At 70.8% G+C, this 13,485-nt stretch carries 12 protein-coding genes and 1 riboswitch; of the genes, 9 read left to right on the forward strand and 3 right to left on the reverse strand.

Going from position 1 to position 13,485, the window contains the following annotated elements:
- The first annotated feature begins 18 nt into the window (after positions 1 to 18).
- From FCI23_RS19035 to FCI23_RS19055, 5 genes are all read left to right on the forward strand, one after another.
- Complete coding sequence (locus FCI23_RS19035; RefSeq protein ID WP_136725109.1) at positions 19 to 567, forward strand: hypothetical protein; 549 nt, start codon at positions 19 to 21, stop codon at positions 565 to 567.
- Positions 564 to 2,096: a serine/threonine-protein kinase gene (locus FCI23_RS19040; RefSeq protein WP_136725110.1), complete on the forward strand. Its 1,533-nt coding sequence runs from the start codon at positions 564 to 566 to the stop codon at positions 2,094 to 2,096. Before FCI23_RS19035 ends, FCI23_RS19040 begins: the two co-directional genes overlap by 4 nt.
- 9 nt (positions 2,097 to 2,105) lie before the next feature.
- Positions 2,106 to 2,990 (forward strand): GmrSD restriction endonuclease domain-containing protein, encoded by an 885-nt coding sequence (locus FCI23_RS19045; protein ID WP_136725111.1) that lies wholly within the window; start codon positions 2,106 to 2,108, stop codon positions 2,988 to 2,990.
- A 282-nt stretch (positions 2,991 to 3,272) separates the two neighbouring features.
- Positions 3,273 to 3,911 carry a SurA N-terminal domain-containing protein gene (locus FCI23_RS19050; protein WP_136725112.1) on the forward strand — a complete coding sequence of 213 codons (639 nt, stop codon included), beginning with the start codon at positions 3,273 to 3,275 and terminating at the stop codon, positions 3,909 to 3,911.
- Positions 3,912 to 3,928: 17 nt separating this feature from the next.
- Positions 3,929 to 4,921 (forward strand): nucleoside triphosphate pyrophosphohydrolase, encoded by a 993-nt coding sequence (locus tag FCI23_RS19055; RefSeq protein ID WP_136725113.1) that lies wholly within the window; start codon positions 3,929 to 3,931, stop codon positions 4,919 to 4,921.
- A 3-nt stretch (positions 4,922 to 4,924) separates the two neighbouring features.
- Here FCI23_RS19055 and FCI23_RS19060 read toward each other — a convergent pair whose 3' ends face one another.
- Positions 4,925 to 6,385, reverse strand: coding sequence for an amino acid permease (locus FCI23_RS19060; protein ID WP_407645992.1), 1,461 nt, complete (start codon positions 6,383 to 6,385; stop codon positions 4,925 to 4,927).
- 145 nt (positions 6,386 to 6,530) lie between these two features.
- Positions 6,531 to 7,508, reverse strand: a complete 978-nt coding sequence (locus FCI23_RS59830; protein WP_246143829.1) for a hypothetical protein — start codon at positions 7,506 to 7,508, stop codon at positions 6,531 to 6,533.
- 837 nt (positions 7,509 to 8,345) lie between these two features.
- On the opposite strand from FCI23_RS59830, the gene FCI23_RS19065 reads away from it, so the two are divergent.
- From FCI23_RS19065 to FCI23_RS19075, 3 genes are read left to right on the forward strand one after another with little or no spacing between them, the layout of a single operon-like run.
- A complete protein-coding gene (locus FCI23_RS19065) occupies positions 8,346 to 9,290 on the forward strand; it encodes a ribose-phosphate diphosphokinase (protein ID WP_136725115.1) in 945 nt (314 codons plus the stop codon).
- Entirely contained in the window at positions 9,290 to 10,336 is a 1,047-nt protein-coding gene (locus tag FCI23_RS19070) for a hypothetical protein (RefSeq protein WP_136725116.1), read from the forward strand. The genes FCI23_RS19065 and FCI23_RS19070 overlap by 1 nt, the downstream gene beginning before the upstream one ends.
- Before the next feature lie 51 nt (positions 10,337 to 10,387).
- Positions 10,388 to 11,635, forward strand: coding sequence for a cytochrome P450 family protein (locus FCI23_RS19075; RefSeq protein ID WP_136725195.1), 1,248 nt, complete (start codon positions 10,388 to 10,390; stop codon positions 11,633 to 11,635).
- Here the strand turns inward: FCI23_RS19075 and FCI23_RS58315 are convergent.
- On the reverse strand, positions 11,562 to 11,957 hold the full coding sequence (locus tag FCI23_RS58315; RefSeq protein ID WP_211265397.1) for a hypothetical protein: 396 nt from the start codon (positions 11,955 to 11,957) through the stop codon (positions 11,562 to 11,564). The genes FCI23_RS19075 and FCI23_RS58315 overlap by 74 nt on opposite strands.
- 229 nt (positions 11,958 to 12,186) lie before the next feature.
- Here FCI23_RS58315 and FCI23_RS19085 point away from each other — a divergent pair, with 229 nt between their 5' ends.
- A complete protein-coding gene (locus tag FCI23_RS19085) occupies positions 12,187 to 13,083 on the forward strand; it encodes a LysM peptidoglycan-binding domain-containing protein (RefSeq protein WP_136725117.1) in 897 nt (298 codons plus the stop codon).
- 232 nt (positions 13,084 to 13,315) lie between these two features.
- Positions 13,316 to 13,485, forward strand: a riboswitch (cyclic di-AMP (ydaO/yuaA leader).

The following is a 13,485-nucleotide window of genomic DNA, read 5'->3' on the forward strand; positions in this document are numbered from 1 at the left end:
ATCTGTCCAGGAGCAGTCATGAGCGCCCCCGGTCTCGTCCCACCGCCGCCGCCCGGCCCGAAGCCGCGCGGCGCCAGGGGCGTGATCGCCCTGCGGGTGCTCTTCGTGGCGATCCCGCTGCTCAGCATGGGCTTCCTGGCATGGGTCTCCATGCTTCAGCTGGCGCTCGTCCGCCGCCGGGTGCTGCACTGGGTGCTGTTCGCGCTGGTGCTCGGCCTGACCGTCGGGTTCTTCTCCATGATCAGCGGGGACGAGAACGACAACGGCTGGCAGTCCAACACCGGTATCGCCGGCGTCGTGTTCTTCTGGCTGGTCACCCCCGTCTACTTCCTGGTGATGGACATCCACGGGACCAGGAACCGCCCCGGGCCGCCGCCCGCCCCGCTCACGGCCCCGTACCCGTACGCGCAGCCCTTGCAGCCGGCCTCCCCGTACGCCTACAACCCCTACCGCGACGCGCCCGCACCGGTCCCCGCGCCCCCGCCCGCCCACCCCCGCATCGACCAGGTCCGCGCCGAGCTCGACGAACTCAGCGCCCTCCTCCGCAAGCAGGAGGGCGAGCATTGAACGGACGTCTCGTCGCCGGGCGTTACGAGCTGGCCACCGTCATCGGCCAGGGCGGCATGGGCCAGGTCTGGACGGCCTACGACCGCCGCCTGGACCGGCGCGTCGCCGTCAAGCTGCTCCGCCCCGACCGCGTCGCCGGCGGCGAGAACGTCGACGAACTGCGCCGGCGCTTCGACCGTGAATGCCGCGTCACCGCCCAGGTCGACCACCCGGGCCTGGTCACCGTCCATGACGCGGGCAACGACGCCGACGAGCTCTACCTCGTCATGCAGTACGTCGAGGGCGCCGACCTCGCCGACCATCTCGCCGAGCACGACCCCTACCCCTGGCCCTGGGCGGCCGCCGTCGCCGCCCAGCTCTGCGCCGTGCTCTCCGCCGTCCACGCGGTGCCCATCGTCCACCGCGACCTCAAGCCGCGCAATGTGATGGTCCGCCCCGACGGCACCCTCACCGTCCTCGACCTCGGCGTCGCGTCCGTCCTCGACACGGATACGACCAGACTCACCCACACCGGCACCCCCATAGGCACCCCCGCCTACATGGCCCCCGAACAGGCCATGGGCGGCGCCGTCGGCCCCCGCACCGACCTCTACGCCCTCGGCGTGCTCCTCCACGAACTCCTCAGCGGCAATGTCCCCTTCGCCGGCTCCACCGCCCTCGGCGTCCTCCACCGCCACCTCTACGAAGCCCCGATGCCGCTCCGCCAGGTGCGCCCCGAAGTCCCCGAGCCCCTCGAATCCCTCGTCCTCCGGCTCCTCGCCAAGGACCCCCAGCACCGCCCCGCCGACGCCCAGCAGACCTACCGCGAACTCGCCGCGCTGCTCCCGGCCCCGGGTGCGTACCAGCGGGTCTCCGGCCCCATGGACCCCACCCGCCCCTTCGTACGCCCCCACGCCCCCTGGCCCGACCGCCCGGCAGCCCCCGGCGCCGCGCAGCCCACCCCTGCCCCCGGCGCCGCGTCCTCCGGCGCCCCCGGCATCGCCGAGGCCGTCGACGAGGTCAAGCGCCTCCTCGACGCCGGCCGCATCACCCAGGCCGTCGACATCCTCGGCGGCGTCCTCCCCGCAGCCGCCGAAAAGCACGGCGAGCACTCACCCGTCATACGCATGCTCCGCAAGCAGTACGCCGCCACCCTCATGGAAGACGGCCAGTACCGCCGCGCCCTCCCCGAACTCCGCCGCCTCGCCGACGAACACGCCGCCGAATCCGGCCCCGTCGGCCGCCCCGCCCTCCAGTACCGCTACGAGGCCGCCCAATGCCTCGAACAGCTCGGCGAAGCCGCCGCCGCACTCGCCGAGTACCGCGTTCTCCTCCCGTACTTCGAGCAGTACCGCGCCACCGATCCCGCCCTCCCCCTCGACATCCGCCGCCGCATGGGCCACTTGCTGCTCTCCACCGGCGACCGCGCTTCGGCGCACGACGTGCTCTCGCGCCTGTTGTACGACGCGGACCGCGTGTACGGCCCGCACCACCCCTTCCCCCAAGAGCTCCGTCGCACGCTGTCCTGGCTCGGCCAAGTCCAGCGCTAATGTGTTTACGTGGGCATATCAAGGACGGGCACAGCACTGGTCGTCGCCGTACTCCTCGGCACCGCAGGCCTCACCGGCTGCAACCCCAACACCACGACCGGCAGTACGAGCGACAAGAACGCACCCAGCGGCAGCGCGCTCGCCGCCGTCAAAAACCTCACCGTAAAGGGCCGGGCGCCCAAAACGGGCTATTCTCGCGCCCAGTTCGGCAAATCATGGGTCGACACCGACCACAACAGCTGCGACACGCGCGACGACATACTCAAACGTGACATGACGTCGGAATCCTTCCGCGCCGACAGCGGCGGCAACTGCGTCGTCACCTCCGGCAAGCTCGCCGACCCCTACACCGGCACCACCATCAGCTTCACCCGTGGCAAGAGCACCGTCGACATCGACCATGTCGTCGCCCTCTCCGACGCCTGGCAGAAGGGCGCCCAGCAGTGGACGAAGGACAAGCGCGAGTCCCTCGCCAACGACCCGCTCAACCTCCTCGCCGTCGACTACTCCGCCAACCGCATCAAGGGTGACGCCGACGCGGCGACCTGGCTGCCGCCGAACAAGGGTTTCCGCTGCGCGTATGTGGCCCGGCAGGTCGCCGTCAAGAAGAAGTACGGCCTCTGGGTCACCGCCGCCGAACAGACCGCCATCCGGGACGTCCTGCAGACCTGCCCCAACGAGAAGCTGCCGTCCGCCGGCAAGCCGGTCGCCTCCGGCGGGGGTTCGGGGGTTGTGCCTTCCGCCTCCGGCGCGGGCTCTGCGTCTGCGTCTGCCTCCGCTTACGCGAACTGTGCCGCCGCTCGCAAGGCGGGAGCCGCCCCGCTCCACCGGGGTGACCCCGGGTACTCCGGCAAGCTGGACCGCGACGGTAACGGCGTGGCCTGCGACAGCTGACCGCGGTCCGGGGTTGGCGCCCTGCGCCGTTTGCGGCGCGCTTTGTCGGCACCGGGCGCGCCGGGGATGCCTCCCGCTCTGTCTGCCCTGGTTGCTGCTCCTCCCCCCAGCGGTGGCTGGGGGGAGGAGCAGCAACCAGGGCAGGGGGGCAGAACGGGGGCCCCGATACCTGGCGCCGCAGAGGATCGTTCCGCAGAGTGCTGGATCTGGGGGTGCCCCCGCCCGTATCGTCGATCACCGCCAGGTCGTGCACCGTCGCTCGATCCCTTGCCGGGAGGCAAAATGCTCCGCCGCAGGACTGCGCTCTCCTTCACCGCCGCCGCCGTACTCGCCGCCACACCATTGCTGACCTCGTGCGGGACGCCGCACCCGGGGGCCGCCGCGGTGGTCGGCGGGAAGCAGATCACCGTATCCACTGTGCAGGCCAGGGTCGACGCCGTACGCGCCGCGCAGCACGGGAACCCCCAGGCCGCGCAGCTCATCGCGGCCAGTAGTGATCTGCAGCGCAACACCGTGCACAGCCTCATCCAGGACCAGGTCATCGAGCAGGCGGCCAAGGATGCCGGCGTCAGCGTCAGCCCGCGCGAGGTCCAGCAGGCGCGTGCCTCTGCCGAGCAGCAGGCGGGGGGCGCCGCCCAGCTGCGGACACAGCTGCTGCAGACGTATGCGATGGTCCCCGCCGACATCGAGGAGAGCATCCGCTCCGACCTCACCCTCCGCAAGGTCGAGCAGTACTACGGCGCCGACGTCCAGACCGCCGCGGGCCAGGCCGAGATCCTTGATGTGCTTCGGAAGACCTCCGACAAGCTCGGCGTCGATGTCAATCCGCGGTACGGGAGCTGGAACGCCAAGAAGCTGACCCTGGACAGCACCAAGGAGCCGTGGATCACACAGGTGACCAAAACCAGCACCACCGCCTGACGAGGTACGTTCGTCGGGTGGACGCCACCGATCCGACGAACGCCCCCTCGCCCGGCCGTATCGTCATCCTCACCACGACCCACCGGGTCGCCCCCGGCCTGCTCTCCTGGGCCGCCTGGTCGGCCCTGCGCGCCGCCGAGCAGGTCATCTGCCCCGACCCGGGGCACCCGCAGCTTCCGTATCTGCGGGAGGCGGGGGTCAGCGTGGGGCACGCCGCTCCCACCGGCCGGGAACTGGTCGACCTCGCGGCAGGCGGTCGCACCGTCGTCTACATCCCGGGCGCCGACAATGACCCGGCACTGACGGACGAGCTGGCCCGCCTCGCGGGCTCCGGCCGGGTGCGGATGCCGGATCTGGAGCTGCTCCCGGGCTCCTACGACCTGCCGGGGGCCCGCCTGCTGGATCTCGTCCAGGTCATGGACCGGATCCGGGCCGAGTGCCCCTGGAGCAGCGAGCAGACCAGCGAGGCCCTCGCCAAGTACGGCGTCGAGGAGGTCTACGAACTCGTCGAGGCGATCGAGGACGGCGACCGGGACGCTCTGCGTGAGGAACTCGGCGATGTCCTGCTCCAGGTGGTATTCCATGCCCGTATCGCCCAGGACGACGAGGACGAGCCGTTCTCCATCGACGATGTCGCCGGCGGCATCGTCGACAAGCTCATCCACCGCCATCCGCATGTCTTCGGGACCGAGACCGCCGAGACCCCCGAGGACGTCCAGGCCCACTGGCAGCGGACGAAGGCCGTGGAGAAGCGGCGCGATTCCGTCACGGAAGGCATCCCGCTGGGCCAGCCCGCCCTGGCCCTGGCCGCCAAACTCGCCGGCCGCGCCCGCTCCGCCGGTCTTGACGTCCCGCTGCCCGACGCTGCCGACGAGCTCGGCGAGGTACTCCTGGCGCTGGCGGTCAAGGCGGCCGGCGACGGCCAGGACCCGGAGTCCGCTCTGCGCGCCGCCGCCCGCCGCTACCGCGACGCGATCATCGCGGCCGAGCGCGAGGACCGCGAGGACTGATCCTCAGACGACGTCGCCCTCGAACTCTGCCATCTGGGGGGCGTTGTTGTAGGTGGGGGTGTTGTACGAGCGGCGTGCGACCCCCCACCAGATTCTGGCCAATAGCAGCATCACGACCAGGGCCACCGGGGCGTAGTTGAAGTTGCTGACGGTGACCGGGCTGGCCTGGGGCAGGCAGAACACCACGCTGATGCACGCCACCCACACCACGGCCACCCAGCCGACCGGGCGGCTCCAGCGGCCCAGGTTCCAACGGCCCACGGGGAACCGGTGGCCGGCCCGCAGCCGGAGGTAGATCGGGATGGCGTAGGCCGGGGTGATGCCGATCACGTTGATGGCGGTCACCGCCGTGTAGGCCGTCACCGAGTACAGGGACGGCAGGGCGAGCACGAGCGCGGCCGCGACCGACAGCCACACGGCCCGGCTGGGGTTGCCGGTGCGGTCGCTCACCCGCCGCCACTGCTTCCAGCCCGGCAGGGCGCCGTCGCGCGAGAACGCGAACACCATCCTGGACGCCGCCGCGACCTCGGCGTTGCCGCAGAACAACTGTGCGCCGATCACGACCAAAAGCAGGATCTTGGCGCCGGTCAGGCCGAGGGCGTCGAGGAAGATCTGGGCCGGTGCCACCCCGGTGGAGGTGGCCAGCGTGCCGGCGTAGTCCTGGATGGCGAAGGTGAGCCCGGCCAGCAGGACGAATCCGGCGATCCAGGACCAGACGATCGAGTGCACGATGCCGCGGGCGGCGTTCAGGTCCGGCTCGGTCGTCTCCTCGCTGAGGTGCGCGGAGGCGTCGTACCCGGAGAAGGTGTACTGCGCCAGCAGCAGCCCGATGACCGCCACGTAGACCGGGCTGGACCAGCCGGTTCCGTTGGCGAAGTGCCCGAACACGAAGGACGCCGACTGGTGGTGGGAGGGGACGATGACCAGCGCTGCGACGATCGCGGCGACACCCGCCACGTGCCACACCACGCTGATCGAGTTCAGGGTGTTCACCAATCGCACCCCGAACAGATTGAGCAGCGCGTGCAACAGGAGGATGCAGACGTAGATGACCATGATCGAGCCGGGGGTGGGGTGGAAGCTCCACTGCAGGCTCATGAACGCGCCCGTGAACAGGGCTGCCCCGTAGTCGATACCGGCGATGGCACCGAGCAGCCCCAGCAGATTGAGCCACCCGGTGTACCAGCCCCACCGGGTGCCGCCGAGCCGGTCGGCCATGAAGTACAGGGCGCCGGAGGTCGGGTACGCGGAGGTCACCTCGGCCAGCGCCATGCCGACGAACAGGACCATGAGCCCGACCCCGGCCCAGCCCCACATGATGACGGCGGGGCCGCCGGTGCTCAGGCCGAAGGCGTAGAGGGTCATGCAGCCGGACAGGACCGAGATCACCGAGAAGGAGATCCCGAAGTTGCCGAACGGGCCCATTCGGCGAACGAGCTGGGGCGTGATGCCGAATGACTTCAGCTTCTCGTCGTCGTGCGGGTTCGGACTGTGGCTGGGTCTTGCGGTCTTGGACACAGGGGGTTCCTCCGGAGCAGGGGAGCGGGGCGTGGGCGGGACGGGGCGCTGGTGGCCGGCGGGGGCGCCCGGCAGGCCGGGGCGCGGCCGGTCACCGGTGTGGTCCGGCGGGCGGCGGCTCGCCGGGAGCGCCGCCCGGGAGGCAGGACTCGCGGGCCTCCAGGAACTGCTGCTGCCACCGCTCGGGATTGTCGGAGACGTATTTCCAGGGGGCCGGGGTGGCGAACGGCCCCACCGCGTGGAACACCTCCACCGCCTCGTCCTTGAACCCGCCTGCGTACAGCGCGTGGGCCAGGTGGTTGAGGTCCAGGAGCGAGCGGGTGTCCGGCTCCGAGGCGTCGAACCAGCCACGCAGGGCCCGCTCGGAGCAGTAGGTGACAGGCTGGCTGCTCCAGTACAGGAACAGCCCGTCCGTGGCGCCCTGCGCCCGCCGGGACCGGTAGGTCTCGGCATGGACGTACAGCGGCAGCATCAGCAGGGCCGATCCGTGGGGCGCCCATGACGCCACCCAGCGGGCGTAGCCGAGAGTGTCGTCCCCACGTGAACGCAGGACCTGGAGCATGCGGTGCCATGCTTCGCGGTTGTACGGGTCCCGCTGGCCGGCCTGGTCCAGCAGGCCCCAGGGGCCGGCCGGGAGCATGCGCTCGGGGGAGTGCGTCCAGTGCTCGGGGAAACGCTGCCCCGCGTCCGCCTCGGCCAGTGCCACGAGGCAGATCCAAGGAACGGGATCCGACTGCGCGGACTCGGCGGCCGTATGGCATGCCAGCCGGGCGTCCCCTGCCAGCTCCTCGGCTCCCTGGTGCCGCTCGCGATGGGCGCGGAGCGCCCGCTCTGTCGTGACCCTGGCGTACATCACCAGTGCGTCGAGGCTGCGCGGTTCCTCGGCCCGCCAGGTCTCCACCACCGTCGACCTGGCAGCGGCAGCCGCCAGTACCTGCGTTCGCCATGTCCGCAGCGTCCAGTCCGAACCGGTGCGGAGCAGTACCTCACGCATCGCGACCCAGCGGCCGGCGCGTAAGTCCTCCAGCGCCACGCGCAGCTGGTCGTCAAAGCCGGCAGGGTGGGTCACCACCCGGAATTCACCGCGGCCCGGCCGCGCCCGGGGCCGTCCGTCTCCCCGCATCAGCCCGTCCCGCCCGGTAAGCGCCGCCGGTCGGCGTTGGTTCTTCGCCGCAACGTCGGCGCGCCGTCTTGTGTCATGTATGCATAAGTCCGGTGATGGGTGAGTACGTTCGGTGGGGCGCAGGCAGTGTGTTGTGTGCGATCTGGGACGCTCCCCCAGCCTGGCGGCTGGGAGGTGCCCCCAGGTGTGGTGTCGGTGCGCGGGGCCCCCGCTCCACCGGTGAGACCAGGCGGAGGACCAGTGCGTCCAAGACCGTTCGGGACGTGCCGGTGGGCCAGGACACACTCCTGCTCACTGCCCAGGACGTCAGGAAAGGTGGCGGTGAGCCGGGTGGTTGGCACCGGGGATTCCAGGGGGTGATGGGGGATGGGTGGGGGTGTTCACTCGTCATGGCGGGCGGGACGGTTCGTCGCCGGGCCGGACGCGGTCTAGGCGGCGCGGGCAATGGTGGATGCGGGTGTGCTGCCCGTCGGCGCCGTTCGGCCGAAGAGCGCATGTCCGTTGCGGATCCTGGCGTCGTACTCGGCGAACATCTCCGGCCCCATCTGCGGGCAGCGCCGCGCATCGAGGCGGCTCGGGATCCCCGAACAGATATCCGAAGGCCGCCTTGCCCGTACGGTACTGGGTTCCCTACGCCTGCAGCAGTATTCTGGGAACTATTCGCAACCCTGTGGATCTGTTTGCGTTCGGGGAGTGTCCGGCCGGTACATCTCGCGAAGCTCGCAAGCCCCGGCCCCATAGGATACGGGTGGCATGCCGAGTCCACCAGGCGAGGAGCGGTTCGTGCGAGACATCGCCGTGTTCAGCGGCAGCGCTCACCCCGAATTGGCGGCCGAGGTCTGTGCGCACCTGGGAGTCGTGCTCAGCCCCGTGCGGGTCAACCGGTTCGCCAACGACTGCCTCGAAGTGCAGCTGCAGGCCAACTGCCGGGAACGCGACGTGTTCCTCATCCAGCCGCTCGTGACGCCCGTGCAGGAGAATCTCGTCGAGCTGCTGCTCATGTGCGACGCCGCCCGTGGCGCGTCGGCGGGCCGTATCACCGTGGTCATGCCGCATTACGCCTACGCCCGCTCCGACAAGAAGGACGCCCCGCGGATCTCGATCGGGGGCCGCCTGGTCGCCGACCTTCTGGTGGCCGCGGGCGCCGGCCGAGTGCTGGCCATGACCCTGCACTCCCCGCAGGTCCACGGATTCTTCAGCGTCCCGGTCGACCACCTGCACGCCCTGCGCGAACTGGCCGAGCACTTCCGCGGCTACGACCTGTCCAACACCACCGTCGTCTCGCCCGACCTCGGCAACGCGAAGGAGGCCGCTGCCTTCGCCCGCCTGCTGGGCGTCCAGGTGGCCGCCGGGGCGAAGCAGCGTTTCGCCGACGACCAGGTCACCATCAGCACCGTGATCGGCGATGTCGCCGGCCGAGATGTCATCGTCCTCGATGACGAGATCGCCAAGGGCAGCACCGTCCTGGAACTCCTGGAGCGGCTGCGCGAGCTCGGAACCCGCTCTATCCGGGTCGCCTGCACCCATGGGCTGTTCGCGGCCGGCGCGCTCAAGCGGCTGTCCGACCAGCCCGATGTGCTGGAGATCGTCTGCACCAACACCGTGCCGATCCCTTCCGGGGACCGTACCGGCAAGCTCCGGATCCTCTCGATCGCCCCGGCACTGGCCGAGGCCGTCCGGCGCATCCACAACGGCGAGTCGGTCAGCGCCCTCTTCGACCCGTCCTGATGAGGGTCCGCGACGCGCGGGCGGTAGCCACCCGGTGGGTAATCCACCACGCCGCCCGGGCCCCCGACTTCGCCGGCGCCTTCCTCAGCGGGTCGTCCGCCTGGCTGCCCGGCGACGCCGAACTTCCCGCCTCTTCGGACGTCGACATCATGATCGTCACAACCGACGCGCAGGCCCCGGCAAAACTGGGCAAGTTCCTCCAGGACGGCGTCCTCCTGGAGGCCTCCTACCTGTCCTGGGACGAGATCCCCTCCGCCGAGGCGGTGCTGGCCACCTACTACCTGGCCGGGAGCTTCCGGCGGAACGCCAATAGCGTCATCGCCGACCCCACCGGGCGGCTGACCGCGCTTCATTCCGCCGTAGCGGAGGAATACGCCAAGCGCCCATGGGTCCGCCTGCGCTGCGAGAGCGCCGAACGCAGGATCACGGACGGGCTGGCGCGCCTCGACCCCTCGCAGCCGTTCCACGACCAGGTGACGGCATGCATGTTCCCGGCCGGCGTGACCACCCATGTCCTGCTGACCGCGGGCCTGCGCAATCCGACCGTCCGGCTGCGTTACCTGGCTGCCCGGGACCTCCTCACCGAGTACGGCCGTCCAGAGTTCCACGAGGAGCTGCTCGGCCTCCTCGGCTGCGCCCACCTCACACGCGAACGCGTCGAGCACCATCTCCGCGCCCTGACCGAGGTCTTCGACGCGACCGCCCACCTGGCCAGAACGCCGTTCTTCTTCGCCTCCGACATCACACCGGCCGCGCGACCCATAGCCATCGACGGCGGCCACGACCTCATCCAGCGCGGCCACCACCGCGAGTCCGTCTTCTGGATCGTCGCCACCTACGCCCGCTGCCTCAAGATCCTCGCCCACGACGCCCCTGCGGCCACCCAGGCGCTTTTCACCCCCGGCTTCGGAGAACTCCTCGCCGATCTGGGCATCACCTCGCCCGCCGGCCTCCAGCAGCGCGCCCGGCACGTCCACGCCTTCCTGCCCCGCCTCGCCGAGGTCACCGAAGCGATCCTGGCGGCCAACCCGGCCATCCAGGACTGACCCGCGGCCGGATACGGTCGGTGGGTGAATGACCAGCTGCCCGCCCCGCTGATGCCCGAACTGTTCACCTGGGAGTTCGCCGCAGACCCCTACCCGGCGTACGCCTGGCTGCGCGAGCACGCGCCTGTGCGCCGTACGACGCTGCCCAGCGGGGTCGAGGCGTGGCTGGTGACCCGGTACGCGGATGCCCGGCAGGCGCTGGCGGAGGGGCGGCTCAGCAAGAACCCCGTGCACCATTCCGAGGGCGCCCACGCGAAGGGCAAGGTGGGCATCCCGGGCGAGCGTAGTGCGGACCTGATGACGCACCTGCTGAACATTGACCCGCCCGACCACACCCGGCTTCGCCGCCTGGTGTCGAAAGCGTTCACGCCCCGGCGTGTCGCGGAGTTCGCCCCGCGTGTGCAGCAGCTGACCGACCACCTCATCGACGGCTTCGCCGCGAAGGGCGAGGCGGACCTGATCCACGAGTTCGCGTTTCCGCTCCCTATCTATGCGATCTGCGATCTGCTGGGCGTGCCGCCCGAGGACCAGGACGACTTCCGGGACTGGGCGGGGATGATGATCCGGCACGGGGGCGGGCCGCGCGGCGGGGTGGCCAGGGCGGTGAAGAAGATGCGGACCTATCTGCTGGAGCTGATCCACCGCAAGCGCGGGGAGCTCGGCGACGACCTGATCTCGGGGCTGATCCGGGCGAGCGACCACGGCGAGCACCTCACGGAGAACGAGGCCGCCGCGATGGCCTTCATCCTGCTGTTCGCCGGTTTTGAGACGACCGTGAACCTCATTGGCAACGGCACGCACACGCTGCTGCACCACCCGGAGCAGCGCGCACAGCTCCAGGAGTCCCTCGCCAGGGGCGAGACGGCGCTCCTGGCGACCGCTGTGGAGGAGCTGTTGCGCTACGACGGTCCCGTGGAGCTGGCGACCTGGCGGTTCGCGACCGGGCCGTTGGTGATCGGGGGCCAGGAGATCGCGACCGGCGACCCGGTCCTCGTGGTGCTTGCCGCGGCCGACCGGGACCCGGCCAGGTTCGGGGGGCCGGACACGCTGGACCTGGCGCGGCGGGACAACCAGCACCTGGGCTACGGGCATGGCATCCATTACTGCCTGGGGGCGCCGCTGGCCCGGCTGGAGGCGCAGTGCGCGCTGGGGACGCTGCTGACGAGGCTGCCGGACCTGGGGTTGGCCGCCGGGCCGGAGGAGCTGCGGTGGCGCGGCGGCCTGATCATGCGGGGGCTGCGGACGCTGCCGGTGCGGTTCGCGCCGGAGCGGGCCGGAGGGGCAGCCGGCGGACGGTGATCGCCGGGTGGTCGGCGGGCAGCAGACCGGGCAGGTGACGCTGTACGGAGTCGTCGAGGCCGATCCTGCTCCCGGCGGCGAGTTGCAGGACGCCGCTGAACGAGCCGGCGGAGCCGGTGACGCGCACAAGTGCCCCGGAGGCCTCGGCGTCGGGGAGGCCCGCGATGGCGGCCCGCAGAGCGGCCGGGTTGACGGGCGGCACGGCCGGAGCAGCGCCCGTACCGGAAGTAACGGCGAAGGGGCGGGCCGGGGTGAGGGCCGCTGTGGCCGCTGTGGCGAGGGCACCGGTGAGGGCGGCGCGACGGGTGGGTTTGCCAGACATTGCGGCTCCGGGGATTCAGGTGGCCGGTACGGGTCAACGTCCCTGCCCCGAAGGAAAGTTGGGCCATCGGGGGTACCCCTGACCTGACCCTGGGCCAATCCTGATGTGACGGCAAGTCAGGTCCGTGACCCCTGCGTGATGATCGCTACATCAGCTTGTGATGCGATGGCCAGGACCGCTACGTTCTGCGGTCATCGCAGTGTTCTGAGAATCTCCGAAAGGCGATCGCATGCTCACCTCCGGCCATGGCCGACACCGCCGACCGCGCCAGGCCCCGACCGCGGTGGTCGCGGTCGCGGTCACGGGGGCCGGCATCGCCCTCCCGTTCCTCGCTGTGACCGGCGCGCAGGCCGCGGACACCGCGACCTGGACCGCGGTCGCGACCTGCGAGAGCGACGGCCTGTGGAGCGCCAACGTCGGCAACGGCTTCTACGGTGGCCTGCAGATCAGTGAGGAGACCTGGACGGAGTACGGCGGCACGGTCTACGCCGACCGCCCGGACCTGGCCAGCATTTCGCAGCAGATAACCATCGCCGAGAAGATTCTCGCCGTCCTGGGCCCCGACGCCTGGCCGGGCTGCGCGACCACCGCCGGGCTGACCCAGGGCGGCGGGATGCCGAGCCTCGACCCGGGCTCGGTGTCCCCCTCGGACCCGGCCGCGGGGTCGGGAGACGGCACGGTGTCCACCGCGCCCACGCACTCCCCGACGGCTACGGAAACGGCCTCCCCGAGCCCGTCCGCCTCCGCGTCGGCCTCCCCGTCCTCGGCGGCCACGGCCGGGACCGCCGGCCCCGCGCGGGGCCACAAATCGCAGACCCCGGCCCCGGCGCACTCGTCCGCCACGAACGGCAGCACCGGGAGCGCCGGGGCCGTCGGTGCCGTGCCGGATCTGGCGGAGACCGTCTCGGGGGCCATCCCGCGCGTCGTGTCGTCCAGCCAGGGACTTCGCACCACCTCGGCGACGAATGACAGCACATACGTCGTGCAGGTCGGTGACTCACTCTGTGGCATAGCCGCCGCACAGGATGTGAGCGGCGGATGGCGGGCGCTGTACAAGGACAACGCCGGTGTTATCGGTCACGACGCGAGCGTGATCCACCCCGGAGAGTTGCTTCGGCTCGGTTGAGCATGTGACAAGGCTCTCCCGGCAGTTGGGCGTTCGGGGGCCGTAAATGCCTCTGAATCGTCCGCTCCGACCTGGGATTCTGTGCAATTCCCATGCGGGGAAAGACGGTTGGCTGGTGATCTTGAGGTGTTTGTGGTCGTCGGCAACCCGTGCTTAACGTCGTGACTGCTCGCCACAGCGGGCCCCGCCGGTCAGGAACGCCGAGTCCTGCCGCCGACCGACGGGAACAGTCGACGCGAGAGCGCCGTAGGCAGGAGCGGGGGACCCAAGGTTCGCCGCCGGGTCCGGCCACGCAAGTGGGCGGAACCGGCTTGGGGTTAAGCAGCGCGGACAACGCGCTGCCGGGCAACTCACTCTGCCCGAACCCGACAGCTGACCTCGCAGGCGTCGGTGAGGAACTGA

This window comes from Actinacidiphila oryziradicis (assembly GCF_005047355.1).
Taxonomy (GTDB): Bacteria; Actinomycetota; Actinomycetes; order Streptomycetales; family Streptomycetaceae; genus Actinacidiphila; species Actinacidiphila oryziradicis.

Excerpts from the sequence above, each read along its gene's own strand:
- FCI23_RS19050 (WP_136725112.1), top strand. The coding sequence starts at position 3,273 with ATGCTCCGCCGCAGGACTGCGCTCTCCTTCACCGCCGCCGCCGTACTC.
- FCI23_RS19070 (WP_136725116.1), top strand. The coding sequence starts at position 9,290 with ATGAGGGTCCGCGACGCGCGGGCGGTAGCCACCCGGTGGGTAATCCAC.
- FCI23_RS19035 (WP_136725109.1), top strand. The coding sequence starts at position 19 with ATGAGCGCCCCCGGTCTCGTCCCACCGCCGCCGCCCGGCCCGAAGCCG.
- FCI23_RS58315 (WP_211265397.1), bottom strand. The coding sequence starts at position 11,957 with ATGTCTGGCAAACCCACCCGTCGCGCCGCCCTCACCGGTGCCCTCGCC.
- FCI23_RS19085 (WP_136725117.1), top strand. The coding sequence starts at position 12,187 with ATGCTCACCTCCGGCCATGGCCGACACCGCCGACCGCGCCAGGCCCCG.
- FCI23_RS19075 (WP_136725195.1), top strand. The coding sequence starts at position 10,388 with ATGCCCGAACTGTTCACCTGGGAGTTCGCCGCAGACCCCTACCCGGCG.